This window comes from Streptomyces sp. NBC_01485, assembly GCF_036227125.1.
Lineage (GTDB): Bacteria > Actinomycetota > Actinomycetes > Streptomycetales > Streptomycetaceae > Streptomyces.
In genome coordinates, this window is sequence record NZ_CP109435.1 from 4,833,402 (window position 1) to 4,847,962 (window position 14,561).

A 14,561-nucleotide genomic window follows, 5' to 3' on the forward strand; every position below is an offset into this window, starting at 1 on the left:
GTCGTGAGAACTCTTCTTCGCGCCCATGAGCTGGCGGAACCCTGGGCAGGAACGGCCAGTCAGGGCTAGAGTAACCGAACGATCGGTCGGGACAAGGGGGCCTGCCGCATCTGTGGAAAACCCCGTGCGGGAGGATCGCGCACATGACAGCACACGACCTCAACAGCCCCGTGGCCGTCGTCGGCACCGGCACCATGGGCCAGGGCATCGCCCAGGTCGCGTTGGTGGCGGGCCACCTCGTGCGGCTGTACGACGCCGTACCCGGGCGCGCCCGGGAGGCGGCCGCCGCGATCGGCGCCCGCCTCGACCGGCTCGTCGAGAAGGGCCGCCTCGCCGCCACCGACCGGGACGAGGCACGCGCCCGCCTGGAGGCCGCGGAGAGCCTCACCGACCTCGCGGACTGCACCCTGGTCGTCGAGGCCGTCGTCGAGCTCCTGGAGGTCAAACAGGAGCTGTTCAGGCAACTGGAGGACATCGTCGGCGAGGACTGCCTGCTCGCCACCAACACCTCCTCCCTGTCGGTGACCGCCGTCGCTGGCGCCCTGCGCAACCCCGGCCGCTTCGTGGGCCTGCACTTCTTCAACCCCGCGCCGCTGCTGCCGCTGGTCGAGGTCGTCTCCGGGTACGCCACCGACGTCACGTCGGCCACGCGCGCGTACGAGACCGCCCGCTCCTGGGGCAAGACGCCGGTCGCCTGCGCCGACACCCCCGGCTTCATCGTCAACCGCATCGCGCGGCCCTTCTACGCCGAGGCCTTCGCCGTCTACGAGGCGCAAGGCGCCGACCCGGCCACCATCGACGCGATCCTGCGCGGGTCGGGCGGCTTCAAGATGGGCGCCTTCGAGCTGACCGACCTGATCGGGCAGGACGTCAACGAGTCCGTCACGCACTCCGTGTGGCGGTCCTTCTTCCAGGACGTGCGTTTCACGCCCTCGCTCGCCCAGCGCCGCCTGGTCGAGTCGGGCCGCCTGGGCCGCAAGACCGGCCAGGGCTGGTACGACCACCGCGACGAGGCCGAGCCCGCCGAACCGCACACCGCGGAGCCCGCCCAGCCGCCCGCGTACGTCGTCGCCGAGGGCGACCTGGGCCCTGCCTCGGAGCTGCTCGCGCTGATCCGCGAGGCAGGCATCCAGGTCCGCGAGGACGACGAGGACCACGGCAGCCGCCTGGTGCTGCCCGGCGGCGGCCAGCTCGCCCTCGCCGACGGTCAGACCTCCGTGGAGTTCCGGGACGTCGTCTACTTCGACCTCGCCCTCGACTACCGCAAGGCCACCCGCATCGCCCTGTCCGCCTGCCAGGACACCTCCGCGCAGACCATGTCCGAGGCGATCGGCCTGTTCCAGGCGCTCGGCAAGGACGTCAGCGTCATCGGCGACGTCCCCGGCATGATCGTCGCCCGTACGGTCGCGCGGATCGTCGACCTCGCGCACGACGCCGTGGCCAAGGGCGTGGCCACCGAGGAGGACATCGACACCGCGATGCGCCTGGGCGTGAACTACCCCCTCGGCCCCTTCGAGTGGTGCCGCAGGCTGGGCCGCACCTGGGCCTGCTCCCTCCTGGACGACCTGCACGAGCGCGACCCCTCCGGCCGCTACGCGCCGTCCCTCGCGCTCTACCGGCACTCCTACGCGACCGAGAAGCGGGAGGGCGCCTCGTGACCACCGCCAAGCGCGACACGTACACCCCGGAGACCCTGCTCACCGTCGCCGTCCAGGTCTTCAACGAGCGCGGGTACGACGGCACGTCCATGGAGCACCTCTCCAAGGCGGCCGGCATCTCCAAGTCGTCGATCTACCACCACGTCGCCGGCAAGGAGGAACTGCTGCGGCGGGCCGTCAGCCGGGCGCTGGACGGCCTCTTCGCGATCCTCGACGAGGAGCACGCGCGCGTGGGGCACACCTCGGAGCGCCTGGAGTACGTCGTACGGCGCATGGTCGAGGTGCTCATCGGCGAACTGCCGTACGTGACGCTGCTGCTGCGCGTGCGCGGCAACACCGACACCGAGCGGTGGGCCCTGGAGCGGCGCCGCGACTTCGACCACCGGGTCGCCGACCTGCTGAGGGCGGCCGCCGCCGACGGGGACGTCCGCGGCGACATCGACGTGCGGCTCGCGACGCGGCTGGTCTTCGGGATGATCAACTCGATCGCCGAGTGGTACCGGCCGGGCGGCCGGGGGATGGTCGAGAGCGAGGTGGCCGACGCGGTGGTGCGGCTGGTCTTCGAGGGCCTGCGCACGGCGGACTGAGACCACCGGCCCGGCGAGCCCGGTCAGCCCTGCGGCTCCAGGTCCTCCTCCTCGAACACCAGCAGCGTGCGCGTGCTGAGCACCTCGGGGATCGCCTGGAGCCGGGTGAGCACCACTTCGCGCAGCGCCCTGTTGTCGGGCGTGTGCACCAGGAGCAGGACGTCGAAATCGCCCCCGACGAGGGCGATGTGGGAGGCGCCGGGAAGCAGTCTGAGCTGCTCGCGCACCGTCCGCCAGGAGTTCTGCACGATCTTCAGCGTGATGTAGGCGCTCGTCCCCTGGCCCGCGCGCTCGTGGTTCACCCGGGCGCCGAAACCGCGGATGACGCCGTCCTCGATGAGCCGGTTGATGCGCGCGTAGGCGTTTGCGCGCGAGACGTGGACCCGCTCGGCGACCGACCGTATCGAGGCGCGGCCGTCCGCCTGGAGCATCTGCAGGATGTCCTGATCGATGACGTCGAGCGGGCGCGGCGGCTGGGGCGGGGGACCGGGCTCCGGGCCAGGCGCCCCTTCGGCCATTTGTTCAGGTGCCATGTCCCCCCGCCTCCCTACCATGGACGTACTGCACCCATCTCAGGCTGTGCAGAACCGTTTGTCCACAGCCTGAGGGGGCCTGTAGCCAAAATGTGCTGACGACCGAACAATCGGTAGGTGAGGCGCATCACAACCGACGCGCCTCCCGTAGCCGCTTCCACGAGGAGGTGCCGTCATGACGGTCCTGGACCAGCGGGGCACGTACCGGCCCACGCCGCCGCCCGCCTGGCAGCCCCGTACCGACCCCGCGCCGCTGCTGCCCGACGCGGAGCCGTACCGCGTCCTCGGCACCGACGCGGCCACGCAGGCCGATCCCGAGCTGCTGCGCCGGCTGTATGCGCAACTGGTGCGCGGCCGCCGCTACAACGTCCAGGCCACCGCCCTCACCAAGCAGGGCAGACTCGCCGTCTACCCCTCCAGCACAGGCCAGGAGGCGTGCGAGGTCGCCGCCGCCCTCGCCCTTCAGGAGCGGGACTGGCTCTTCCCCAGCTACCGCGACACCCTCGCGGTCGTCGCGCGCGGGGTGGACCCCGTCGAGGCCCTCACCCTGCTGCGCGGCGACTGGCACACCGGCTACGACCCCTACGAGCACCGTGTCGCGCCCCTGTGCACGCCGCTCGCCACCCAGCTCCCGCACGCCGTGGGCCTCGCGCACGCCGCCCGCCTCAAGGGCGACGACGTGGTCGCGCTCGCCATGGTCGGCGACGGCGGCACCAGCGAGGGCGACTTCCACGAGGCGCTGAACTTCGCCGCCGTCTGGCAGGCGCCGGTCGTCTTCCTCGTGCAGAACAACGGCTTCGCGATCTCCGTCCCGCTCGCCAAGCAGACCGCCGCCCCCTCGCTGGCCCACAAGGCCGTCGGGTACGGCATGCCGGGCCGCCTGGTCGACGGCAACGACGCCGTCGCCGTGCACCAGGTGCTGGCCGACGCCGTACGCCGCGCGCGCGAGGGCGGCGGCCCGACCCTGGTGGAGGCGGTGACCTACCGCATCGAGGCGCACACCAACGCCGACGACGCCACCCGTTACCGGGGCGACGCCGAGGTCGAGACCTGGCGCGAGCACGACCCGATCCAGCTCCTGGAGCGTGAACTGACCGCGCGCGGGCTGCTCGACGACGACCTGCGCCAGTCCGCGCGGGACGCCGCCGAGGCGATGGCCGCCGACCTGCGCGCCCGCATGAACCAGGACCCGGTCCTCGACCCGATGGACCTGTTCTCCCACGTGTACGCCGAAGACACCCCCCAACTGCGTGAACAGCGCGCCCTGCTGCGGGCCGAGCTCGCGGCCGAGCACGCCGACCAGGGCAGTGACCAGGGGAGCGCGCACCGATGACCACCGTCGCCGTCAAGCCGGCCACCATGGCGCAGGCGCTCACGCGCGCGCTGCGCGACGCGATGGCCGCCGACCCGTCCGTGCACGTCCTGGGTGAGGACGTGGGCACGCTGGGCGGCGTCTTCCGGGTCACCGACGGGCTCGCCAAGGAGTTCGGCGAGAACCGTTGCACGGACACCCCGCTCGCCGAGGCGGGCATCCTCGGCACCGCCGTCGGCATGGCCATGTACGGCCTGCGTCCGGTCGTGGAGATGCAGTTCGACGCCTTCGCCTACCCGGCGTTCGAGCAGCTCATCAGCCATGTCGCCAAGATGCGCAACCGCACCCGCGGCCGGATGCCGCTGCCGATCACCGTCCGCGTGCCCTACGGCGGCGGCATCGGCGGCGTCGAGCACCACAGCGACTCCTCCGAGGCGTACTACATGGCGACCCCGGGCCTCCACGTCGTGACGCCCGCCACGGTCGCCGACGCCTACGGCCTGCTGCGCGCCGCCATCGCCTCCGACGATCCGGTCGTCGTCCTCGAACCCAAGCGCCTGTACTGGTCCAAGGACTCCTGGAACCCGGAGGACCCGCAGACCGTCGAGCCGATAGGCCGCGCGGTGGTGCGGCGCTCGGGCCGGAGCGCCACACTGATCACGTACGGGCCGTCGCTGCCGGTCTGTCTCGAAGCCGCCGAGGCGGCGCGCGCCGAGGGCTGGGACCTCGAAGTCGTCGACCTGCGTTCCCTGGTGCCCTTCGACGACGAGACGGTCTGCGCCTCGGTACGGCGGACCGGCCGCGCGGTCGTCGTCCATGAGTCGGGCTCCTTCGGCGGGCCGGGCGGGGAGATCGCGGCCCGCGTCACGGAGCGCTGCTTCCACCACCTGGAGGCACCGGTGCTGCGCGTCGCCGGGTTCGACCTCCCGTACCCGCCGCCGATGCTGGAGCGCCACCATCTGCCCGGCGTCGACCGCATCCTGGACGCCGTGGCGCGGTTGCAGTGGGAGGCCGGGAACTGATGGCACAGGTGCTGGAGTTCAAGCTCCCCGACCTCGGGGAGGGACTCACCGAGGCGGAGATCGTCCGCTGGCTGGTCGAGGTCGGCGACGTGGTCGCCGTCGACCAGCCGATCGTCGAGGTCGAGACGGCCAAGGCGATGGTCGAGGTGCCCTGCCCCTACGGCGGCGTGGTCACCGCCCGTTTCGGCGAGGAGGGCACGGAACTGCCCGTCGGGGCCCCGCTGGTCACGGTGGCGGTCGGCCCGCCGACCTCCGGCGATGAGACGGTTCCCACCGAGGGCTCGGGCAACGTGCTGGTGGGCTACGGCACTTCGGAGGCACCGGCGCGGCGCAGGCGGGTGCGGCCGGTCCAGCCGACGTCCGTTGCTCACGCGACACCCGTTGCTCACGCGACCGCAGTAGCGCCCGCCCCGGCGGCCACAGTGGTCCCGGCCTCCCTGGCTGTTCCGGTCACCCCGGCCGCCCTGGCTGTTTCGCAGGAGGCGGCGGACGGTCCCGTCCCGGTGATCTCCCCGCTGGTCCGCCGCCTCGCCCGCGAGAACGGCCTGGACCTGCGGGAGGTCGCCGGTTCCGGGCCCGAGGGGCTGATCCTGCGGGCGGACGTGGAGAACGCGGTGCGGGCGGCTTCCGTTCCGCAGCCCACACCGGTCTCCGCGGCGACGCCTCCTCCCGCCTCCTCCGCTCTCGCCGGAAGCCATCGCATCCCCCTCAAGGGCATGCGGGGTGCCGTCGCCGACAAGCTCTCCCGCAGCCGTCGGGAGATTCCCGACGCGACCTGCTGGGTGGACGCCGACGCGACGGAACTGATGCGTGCCCGTGCCGCGATGAACGCGGCCGGTGGGCCGAAGATCTCCCTCCTCGCGCTGCTGGCCCGTATCTGCACCGCGGCCCTGGCCCGCTTCCCGGAGCTCAACTCCACCGTCGATCTGGCCGCCCGGGAGGTCGTCCGGTTCGACCATGTCCACCTCGGCTTCGCCGCGCAGACCGAGCGGGGACTCGTCGTGCCCGTCGTCCGCGACGCGCACGCCCGGGACGCCGAGGGACTCACCGCCGAGTTCGCCCGGCTCACCGAAACCGCCCGCGACGGGCGTCTCACCCCCGGTGAACTGACCGGCGGCACCTTCACGCTGAACAACTACGGCGTGTTCGGCGTCGACGGCTCCACGCCGATCATCAACCACCCCGAGGCGGCCATGCTCGGCGTCGGCCGCATCATCCCCAAGCCGTGGGTGCACGAAGGCGACCTGGCGGTGCGCCAGGTCGTGCAACTCTCCCTCACCTTCGACCACCGGGTGTGCGACGGCGGCACGGCGGGAGGCTTCCTGCGCTACGTGGCGGACTGCGTGGAACAGCCGGCGGTGCTGCTGCGCACGCTGTGAGTCCGGACAGGCTGCACGGGTTGGCACCCGCCCTCGCCCCGACCCCCGTGTTCCCCGCGTTTCCGGTGATCGCGGGGGCCCGCATCGCCGGTGCGGCCCGCATACTCGGGGGGTGACCTCGAACCCGCCTCCCGGACCGGCTTACGACGCCGTCGTGCTCGCCGGTGGCGGTGCGCGCCGGCTCGGCGGCGCCGACAAGCCCGGTGTGCGGGTGGGCGGGCGCGCGCTGCTCGACCGGGTGCTCGGGGCCTGCGCCGACGCGCGCGCCACCGTCGTCGTCGCCGACCCCCGCCCCACCCTCGCCGCCCGGCCCGTGCGCTGGGCGCGCGAGGACCCGCCCGGCGCGGGACCCGTCGCCGCGCTCGACGCCGGACTGCGCCACGCCACGGCGGACGACGTCGTCGTCCTCTCCGCCGACCTGCCCTTCCTCGCGGCGCACACCGTACGGCGGCTGCTGGCCGCCCTGCGCGCCGGCGGAGCCGAGGGCGCGCTGCTCACCGACGCCGACGGCCGCGACCAGCCGCTCGTCGCCGCGTACCGCACGGCCGCCCTGCGCCGCGAACTGGCGGTGCTCACCACCGACCACGGTGGCCTCACCGGGCTGCCCCTGCGCCGGCTGACCGCCGGGCTCGACCTCACCCGCGTCTCCGACCCGGTCGCGTCCTTCGACTGCGACACCTGGGACGACATCGCCACCGCCAGGGCACGTATCAGGGAGCATGGCCACGTGTTGGATGAATGGATTTCCGCAGTCAAGGACGAGCTGGGCATCGACCTCGACGTCGACACCGGCACCCTGCTCGACCTCGCCCGTGACGCCGCCCACGGGGTGGCCCGGCCCGCGGCCCCGCTGACCACCTTCCTGGTCGGCTACGCCGCAGCGCAGGCCCAGGGCGGCCCCGAGGCCGTCGCCGAGGCCGCCCGCAAGGCCGCCGCACTGGCCCTGCGCTGGGCACAGGAGGCCGAGCAGGACAAGGCCGCCCAGCAGGACAAGCCCGTCGAACCCGGCGGCTCAGGACCGGACGCCGGATGACCCCCCGCGGCACCCGGCAGGGCCTCGACGCCGAGGACCTTGATGTCGAGGAGGCGCTCGCCCTCGTGAAGGACGGCAACGGCCCCGCCCGACCGGCCGGCGACCACGGCTCCGCGCAGCGCGAGGGCAGCGGCAACGGCAACGGCACCCCGTCCACCCCCGCCCCGGAGACCGGTCACCGGGCCGCCGCCGCGGAGCACCGCCACCGGGCCGTCCCCTGGCCCGAGGCCCGGACGATCGCCGCCCGCGCCGCCCGGTCCGGCGCCGCCCGCCGCACACCCGTCTCCGTCACGCTCGGCGATGCCCTCGGCCTCGTCCTGGCCGCCCCCCTCACCGCCCTCACCGATCTGCCCTCCTTCGACACCTCGGCGATGGACGGATGGGCGGTCGCCGGCCCCGGCCCCTGGCACGTACGGGACGAAGGAGTGCTGGCCGGAAGCGCGGCGCCCGCGTCCCTCGCCGACGGCGAGGCCGTCCGGATCGCCACCGGCGCCCGGATCCCCGCGGACACCACCGCGGTGCTGCGCAGCGAGCACGGCCGCACCGACGACAACGGCCGGCTGCACCCGACCCGCGAGATGCAGCACGGGCAGGACATCCGCCCACGGGGTCAGGAGTGCCGTAGCGGGGACCAACTGCTGCTCGCCGGAGCGGTGGTGACCCCGGCCGTGCTCGGGCTCGCCGCCGCCGCCGGATACGACACGCTGACCGTCGTTCCCCGCCCCCGGGTCGAGGTGCTCGTCCTGGGCGACGAACTGCTCACCGAGGGCCGCCCGCACGACGGCCTCATCCGGGACGCGCTCGGCCCGATGCTGCCCCCGTGGCTAAGGGCGCTGGGCGCCGACGTCATCGCCGTACGCAGGCTCCGCGATGACGCGAAGGCCCTGCACAAGGCCGTCACCGCGTCCGGCGCCGACCTGATCATCACCACCGGAGGCACCGCCGCGGGTCCCGTCGACCACGTTCACCCCACCCTGCGCCGCATCGACGCCGAACTCCTCGTCGACAGCGTCAAGGTGCGACCCGGGCACCCCATGCTGCTGGCCCGCCTCAAGGACGACCAGCACCTCGTCGGCCTACCCGGCAACCCCCTCGCCGCCGTCTCCGGCCTGATCACCCTCGCCGAGCCCCTGCTGCGCACCCTCGCCGCCCGCCCGGCTCCCGAGCCGTACGCGCTGCCGTTGAGGGAGACGGTGCACGGGCACCCTTACGACACCCGGCTCGTCCCGGTCGTGCTGCGGGGCGACCATGCCGTGCCGCTGCACTACAACGGTCCGGCCATGCTGCGGGGCATCGCGGCGGCCGATGCCCTCGCCGTCGTGCCGCCGGGCGGTGCACGGGCGGGTCAGGAGGCCGAACTACTCGACCTGCCGTGGGCGACGGCCGGGATCGGCGCCTGTTTCACGTGAAACATGGTGTTCGTCGCGTCCGTGGAGTCTGTGTCGTTCGTGGAGTGTGTTTCACGTGAAACACACTCCCTGTTTCACGTGAAACATCGTCACGCCTGTTCGGTGGCCGGGGCCGCTCGGCTGACCGTGATCACGCGGTCCCCCAGTTGCAGACGGGTGAGCCGGGGGTCGGCGTAGTTCAGCAGTTCCTTGCCCCGGACGACGGCCACGACCAGGTCCGCGCAGGTGCGGGGTGCCTGTCCCGCCTCCGCCCTGGTGATCGGGCGCTCGATGAGGTCCAGGCCGCTGCCGAGGGTCATCAGGTCCTCCAGGGTCCTGGCCACGGTCGGGCTGACCATCGAGACGCCGAGCAGACGGCCGGCGGAGCTGGAGCTGGTGATCACGGTGTCCGCGCCGCTCTGCTTGAGCAGCGGTACGTTCTCGTCCTCGCGGGCGGCGACGACGATCGTGGCGCGCCGGTTCAGCTGGCGGGCGGTGAGGGTGACCAGGGCGGCCGTGTCGTCGCGCTGCGGGGCGACGATCACCCGGGAGGCGCTCTGGACCTCGGCCTTGAGGAGGGTCTCCGAGCGGGTGGCGTCCCCGGTCACCGCCACCAGCCCGTCGTCGCCGGCCAGGTCGGCGTACTTGCGCTGGGCGTCCACGACCACGATCCGGTCCTTGGCGATGCCCTGCCCGACGAGGGTCTGCACCGCGTGGCGGCCCTTCGTGCCGTAGCCGACGACCACGATGTGATCGCTGGTACGGGCGCGCCAGCGGTGGATGCGGACCTGCTGGCGGGTGCGCTCGGTGAGCACCTCCAGGGTGGTGCCGACCAGGATGATCAGGAACAGCACGCGCAGCGGTGTGATGACGAGGATGTTGACGAGCCGGGCCATGTCGCTGACCGGGGTGATGTCGCCGTAGCCGGTGGTGGAGAGGGTGACGGTGGCGTAGTAGGCGGAGTCGAGGAGGTCGACGGAGCCGTCCGAGTTGTCGTTGTAGCCGTCGTGGTCGGCGTAGACGATCAGCGTGGTGGCGGCCAGCACCAGCAGGCCCATGGCGAGGCGCCGCAGCACCTGCTGGAGCGGGGGAACGCCGGTGCGCACGGGCATCGTGATGGAGCGGCCCGCTTCGGCGTCGTCCCGGGCCTCGGAGCGCGAGCGGTACCAGAGGGACCGGAAGAGCGAGAACCTGGCCGGACCGCCGGGCTGTCGTGGGTGGTCCTTCATCGCGTGCCCCCTGTGGTGGTGATCCGATCGGTGGGCACCATGGTTCCCGGCGGCTTCGTGCCCGTCACGAAGCAACACGTGTCCATGAGTCCGCACCCGTCCATGATCCCGGAGGTCCCCTTGCGTGACCACACTGTCGTTGTCGGATTCGGTACGAAGGGGCGGTCCGCGATCCGGACGGCCTGCGCGGCGGGTCTGCGCAGGGAACAGGTCATGGTGATCGACCCGAGCGCGAAGATGATCGAGGCGGCGACGGCCGAGGGCTACGAGGGTGTCGTCGGGGACGCGACGCGCAGTGACGTGCTGCGGCGGGCCGAGGTACAGAGGGCGGGGCGGATCGTCATCGCGACGCAGCGTGACGACACGTCCGTTCTGGTGGCGCTGACCGCCCGCCAGCTCAACCCGGGGGCGAAGATCGTGGCGGCGGTCCGCGAGGAGGAGAACGCGCCGCTGCTCAAGCAGTCCGGCGCCGACGAGGTCATCACCAGCGCGGGTGCGGCCGGCCGGCTGCTCGGCCTTTCCGTGCTCAGCCCGGCCGCGGGCAGGGTCATGGAGGACCTCATCCAGCAGGGCGACGGGCTCGACCTCGTCGAACGGCCCGTCACCAAGGCAGAGGCGGGCCGCGGCCCGCGCGAGACGGACGACCTGGTGGTGAGCGTTGTGCGAGGGCACCGCGTCCTGGCCTACGACGACCCGGCGATCGGCGTGCTGGAACCGACGGACCGGCTGGTGACGATCACGCGGATGGGCCCGGACCGCGGACCGGCCATCCTCGGGACACCTGGCATGCCCGGCGTCCCGCCCCTCCCGCCGGCCTGAACACCCACCCGTCAGGCCGGTGTGTCGCGCCGCGCTACTTGCGGTTGTACAGCCGCATCGTCACCGGTCCGAAGACCAGCACGAACAGTGCTGCCCACCCCAGCGACCAGGCGATCTCGGTGCCCGGCCAGTCGCCCGCCATCAACCCCCGCACCGCCGACGCCAGATGGGTGACCGGGCTGTTGTTGACGAACGCCTGCAGCCAGCCCGGCATGGTGCGCGGATCGACGAACACGTTGGACAGGAAGGCGAGCGGGAAGATCACCATCATGCTGACGCCCATCACGGACTTCTCGGTGCGCAGCAGCAGCCCGAACATCGTCCAGATCCACGAGAAGGCGAACGAGAAGACGACCAGCAGGGCGATCCCGGCGACCACGCCCGCGAACCCGCCGTCCGGCCGGTAGCCGAGCAGGACGCCGACGACGAGCATCACGACGGACGCGATCGTGTAGCGCAGGGCGTCGCCCAGCAGATAGCCGACCATCGTCGACGGCCGCCAGATGGGCAGCGAGCGGAACCGGTCGAAGACGCCCTTCTCGATGTCGGTGTTCACCGAGACACCCGTGTACATCGTGATCATCACGACCGACATCACCAGGATGCCCGGCAGCAGGAACTGGATGTACTCCTCCGGGGACCCGGCCAGGGCGCCCCCGAAGAGGTACGTGTACATCAGCACCATCATGATCGGGAACGCGGTGACGTCGAAGAGCTGCTCCGGCACGTGTTTGATCTTGAGGATCGCCCGCCAGCCGAAGGTGAGGGAGGCCGACAGGGCGCTCGGGCGCGGTGGCCGCTCCTGCGCGACGAGCAGCGCGGCCAGCGACTCGGCGCTGACCGGGGCGAGTTCCTGGACGTCCGTGCTGGTCACGGTGCTCATGCCGCCACCTCGCCTCTCTCATCGTCGGCCGGCGTGTCGGCGGCGGCGTTCGTGTCGTGTCCGGTGAGGGCGAGGAACACCTCGTCCAGGCTGGGGTGGCCCAGGGAGAAGTTGTCGACGGTGACGCCGGCCCGGGCCAGCTCGGCGAGGGCCCGCGCGGCCTGCTCGGCCGCCGTGTCCTGCGCCGCCGCGCTCAGCCGGGCGGTCAGCGCCACCGGGTCCGGGGCCGGCTGGACGTCGGCGTCCAGGGTCAGCCGCAGCACCTGCTCGGCCGCCGGCCGCTGCTCGGCGTCGCGCAGCCGCAGGTGGACGGTGCCGGCGCCGACGGACGCCTTCAGCTCGCCCTTCGTGCCCTCGGCGATCACCCGGCCGTGGTCGATGACGGCGATCCGGGACGCCAGCTGGTCGGCCTCGTCCAGGTACTGCGTGGTCAGCAGCACGGTGGTGCCCTGCGCGACCACCGCCCGCACGATCTCCCAGACCTGGTTGCGGCTGCGCGGGTCGAGCCCGGTCGTCGGCTCGTCGAGGAAGAGCAGGTCGGGGGTGCTGAGGATGGACGCGGCGATGTCGATCCGGCGCCGCATGCCGCCCGAGTAGTGCTTGACCTGCTTTCCGGCGGCGTCCGTGAGCCCGAACGCTGCCAGGAGCTGCGCGGACCGCTCGCGGGCCGCCTTCCTGCCGTGCCCGAGGAGCCGGCCGAGCAGCACCAGGTTCTCGGTGCCGGTGAGATCCTCGTCCACGGACGCGTACTGGCCGGTGAGGCTCACCCGGCCGCGCACCTCGTCGGCCTCCCGGACGACGTCATGGCCGAAGACATGGGCCTGGCCGCCGTCGGGCCGCAGGAGGGTGGCGAGCATCTTGACAGTGGTCGTCTTGCCCGCGCCGTTCGGGCCGAGGACGCCGTAGACCGTACCGACGGGGACGGCGAGGTCGACGCCGTCCACGGCCCTGGTCCGGCCGAACGTCTTCACCAGACCTGCGGTCTCGATCGCCAGGCCGGCGTGGTGCTGGCTCATGGGGGTTCCTTCCGCGTACTTGGGCTACGCATGGGGAGACCTTTACTGTCGCGCGAACTCATCGGTGATCGCACATCGATTTCCCGGGTGATCTCCGGCCGGGGGCGGGGAGTAGCGTCCCCCTCATGCATGCGATCACGATTCCCGAACCTGGTGGTCCCGAGGCGCTGGTGTGGGACGAAGTCCCCGATCCCGTAGCCGGCGAGGGCGAGGTCCTGGTCGAGGTGGTGGCCAGCGCCGTCAACCGCGCCGACATCCTCCAGCGGCAGGGCTTCTACGACCCGCCGCCCGGCGCCTCCCGCCACCCCGGACTGGAGTGCTCCGGCCGGATCGCCGCGATCGGCGCCGGCGTCACCGGCTGGGCCGTCGGCGACGAGGTGTGCGCGCTGCTCGCGGGCGGCGGATACGCCGAGAAGGTCGCGGTGCCGGCCGGCCAGTTGCTGCCCGTGCCGGCGGGCGTCGGCCTCCGGCAGGCCGCCGCGCTCCCCGAGGTGACCAGCACCGTCTGGTCGAACGTCTTCATGATCGCCCACCTCCGCCCCGGCGAGACGCTGCTCGTGCACGGCGGCTCCAGCGGCATCGGCACCATGGCGATCCAGTTGGCCAAGGCCGTCGGCGCGAGGGTCGCCGTCACCGCGGGCACCAAGGAGAAGCTGGAGCGCTGCGCCGAACTGGGCGCCGACATCCTGATCAACTACCGCGAGCAGGACTTCGTCGCCGAGCTGAAGCAGGCCACGGACGGCGCCGGCGCCGACGTCATCCTCGACAACATGGGCGCCAAGTACCTGGACCGCAACATCCAGGCCCTCGCCGTGAACGGCCGGCTCGCGATCATCGGCATGCAGGGCGGCATCAAGGCCGAGCTGAACATCGCCGCGCTCCTCGGCAAGCGCGCCGCCATCAGCGCGACCTCGCTGCGGGCCCGCCCTCTGGAGGAGAAGGCGGCCATCGTCGCGGCCGTACGCGAACACGTCTGGCCCCTGCTCGCCGCCGGCCACGTACGTCCCGTCGTCGACCGCGAACTCCCGATGAGCGACGCACCCGCCGCCCACCGGGTCGTCGAGGACAGCGGCCACGTCGGCAAGGTGCTGCTGGTCGCGCCCTGACCGGCGCCTGGACGCACAGCTGACAGCACCCCTAGCCGCGGCGCAGGCGCAGGGCGGCGAGGGCGAGGGCGATGCCCAGGCCGATGAGGACGAGGCCGCTGCCGAGCGGCAGGATCTGGAGCACGGGGCCGTCGGCCCGCTCCCCCGGCGCGACCGCCTGCCGTACGGCGTTGTGCGGCGTCGCCGGGGTCGCGGGAGCGACGACGGCCTGCGGCGACTCGGACTCGCCGGTGTCGTCGCCGAGGTCGCCGTCACCGGCCTCCGCGTCCTCGCCGCCCGAGTCCTGCGCCTCCTCGTCCCCGTCCTCCCCCTCGTCGCCGTCCCGCCCGGGCCGCTGGCGGCCCTCGCCCGCGCGGCTTCCGGCCCGGTCCGGTTCGGGGGAGGAGGGGGCCGGGGTGACGGACGCCGACACGGTGACGTACGTCGGGGCGGGGCCGTACGCCGTTATGGCCGCGTACGCCGAGACCGCCCCGTAGGGCAGCACGACCACTCCCGCCACGCCCATCGCGCCCACCCGCATCCCGCGCAACGCCCGCTGCCATGGAGTCACGTCCGTGACCCCCTCCCGGTACCAGTCGCCAAGAAAAAGACGTGAC

The 14,561-nt window shown here is 72.7% G+C and carries 13 protein-coding genes and 1 pseudogene; 9 read left to right on the plus strand and 5 right to left on the minus strand.

The annotated features are described in order from the left end of the window. The first annotated feature begins 143 nt into the window (after positions 1-143). Complete coding sequence (locus tag OG352_RS22055; RefSeq protein ID WP_329219142.1) at positions 144-1,658, plus strand: 3-hydroxyacyl-CoA dehydrogenase; 1,515 nt, start codon at positions 144-146, stop codon at positions 1,656-1,658. Next, on the plus strand, positions 1,655-2,245 hold the full coding sequence (locus OG352_RS22060) for a TetR/AcrR family transcriptional regulator (protein ID WP_329219144.1): 591 nt from the start codon (positions 1,655-1,657) through the stop codon (positions 2,243-2,245). Before OG352_RS22055 ends, OG352_RS22060 begins: the two co-directional genes overlap by 4 nt. 23 nt (positions 2,246-2,268) lie before the next feature. Here OG352_RS22060 and OG352_RS22065 read toward each other — a convergent pair whose 3' ends face one another. Then, positions 2,269-2,778 (minus strand): Lrp/AsnC family transcriptional regulator, encoded by a 510-nt coding sequence (locus tag OG352_RS22065; protein ID WP_329219145.1) that lies wholly within the window; start codon positions 2,776-2,778, stop codon positions 2,269-2,271. A gap of 175 nt (positions 2,779-2,953) precedes the next feature. Here OG352_RS22065 and pdhA point away from each other — a divergent pair, with 175 nt between their 5' ends. From pdhA to OG352_RS22090, 5 genes are all read left to right on the plus strand, one after another. Continuing rightward, entirely contained in the window at positions 2,954-4,111 is a 1,158-nt protein-coding gene (gene pdhA, locus OG352_RS22070; RefSeq protein WP_329219146.1) for a pyruvate dehydrogenase (acetyl-transferring) E1 component subunit alpha, read from the plus strand. Next, positions 4,108-5,112 carry an alpha-ketoacid dehydrogenase subunit beta gene (locus tag OG352_RS22075; protein WP_329219147.1) on the plus strand — a complete coding sequence of 335 codons (1,005 nt, stop codon included), beginning with the start codon at positions 4,108-4,110 and terminating at the stop codon, positions 5,110-5,112. Before pdhA ends, OG352_RS22075 begins: the two co-directional genes overlap by 4 nt. Then, positions 5,112-6,491, plus strand: a complete 1,380-nt coding sequence (locus OG352_RS22080; protein ID WP_329219149.1) for a dihydrolipoamide acetyltransferase family protein — start codon at positions 5,112-5,114, stop codon at positions 6,489-6,491. The genes OG352_RS22075 and OG352_RS22080 overlap by 1 nt, the downstream gene beginning before the upstream one ends. Before the next feature lie 112 nt (positions 6,492-6,603). Beyond that, positions 6,604-7,524: an NTP transferase domain-containing protein gene (locus OG352_RS22085; RefSeq protein WP_329219150.1), complete on the plus strand. Its 921-nt coding sequence runs from the start codon at positions 6,604-6,606 to the stop codon at positions 7,522-7,524. Further along, positions 7,521-8,933, plus strand: coding sequence for a molybdopterin molybdotransferase MoeA (locus OG352_RS22090; RefSeq protein ID WP_329219151.1), 1,413 nt, complete (start codon positions 7,521-7,523; stop codon positions 8,931-8,933). The genes OG352_RS22085 and OG352_RS22090 overlap by 4 nt, the downstream gene beginning before the upstream one ends. Before the next feature lie 89 nt (positions 8,934-9,022). Here OG352_RS22090 and OG352_RS22095 read toward each other — a convergent pair whose 3' ends face one another. Continuing rightward, on the minus strand, positions 9,023-10,141 hold the full coding sequence (locus OG352_RS22095) for a potassium channel family protein (protein WP_329219153.1): 1,119 nt from the start codon (positions 10,139-10,141) through the stop codon (positions 9,023-9,025). Positions 10,142-10,261: 120 nt separating this feature from the next. Between OG352_RS22095 and OG352_RS22100 the strand changes: the two are divergent. Beyond that, positions 10,262-10,960: pseudogene (locus OG352_RS22100) on the plus strand (potassium channel family protein); the annotation flags it as partial. A gap of 34 nt (positions 10,961-10,994) precedes the next feature. Here the strand turns inward: OG352_RS22100 and OG352_RS22105 are convergent. Beyond that, the gene (locus OG352_RS22105) at positions 10,995-11,843 is read right to left on the minus strand and encodes an ABC transporter permease (protein ID WP_329219154.1); all 849 of its coding nucleotides are present in this window, start codon (positions 11,841-11,843) and stop codon (positions 10,995-10,997) included. Continuing rightward, positions 11,840-12,859, minus strand: a complete 1,020-nt coding sequence (locus tag OG352_RS22110; RefSeq protein ID WP_329219155.1) for an ATP-binding cassette domain-containing protein — start codon at positions 12,857-12,859, stop codon at positions 11,840-11,842. The genes OG352_RS22105 and OG352_RS22110 overlap by 4 nt, the downstream gene beginning before the upstream one ends. A 125-nt stretch (positions 12,860-12,984) precedes the next feature. Here OG352_RS22110 and OG352_RS22115 point away from each other — a divergent pair, with 125 nt between their 5' ends. Further along, positions 12,985-13,965 carry an NAD(P)H-quinone oxidoreductase gene (locus OG352_RS22115; protein ID WP_329219157.1) on the plus strand — a complete coding sequence of 327 codons (981 nt, stop codon included), beginning with the start codon at positions 12,985-12,987 and terminating at the stop codon, positions 13,963-13,965. Positions 13,966-13,996: 31 nt separating this feature from the next. Here the strand turns inward: OG352_RS22115 and OG352_RS22120 are convergent, their stop codons facing one another. Then, positions 13,997-14,515 carry a hypothetical protein gene (locus OG352_RS22120; protein WP_329219159.1) on the minus strand — a complete coding sequence of 173 codons (519 nt, stop codon included), beginning with the start codon at positions 14,513-14,515 and terminating at the stop codon, positions 13,997-13,999. Positions 14,516-14,561: the final 46 nt, after the last annotated feature.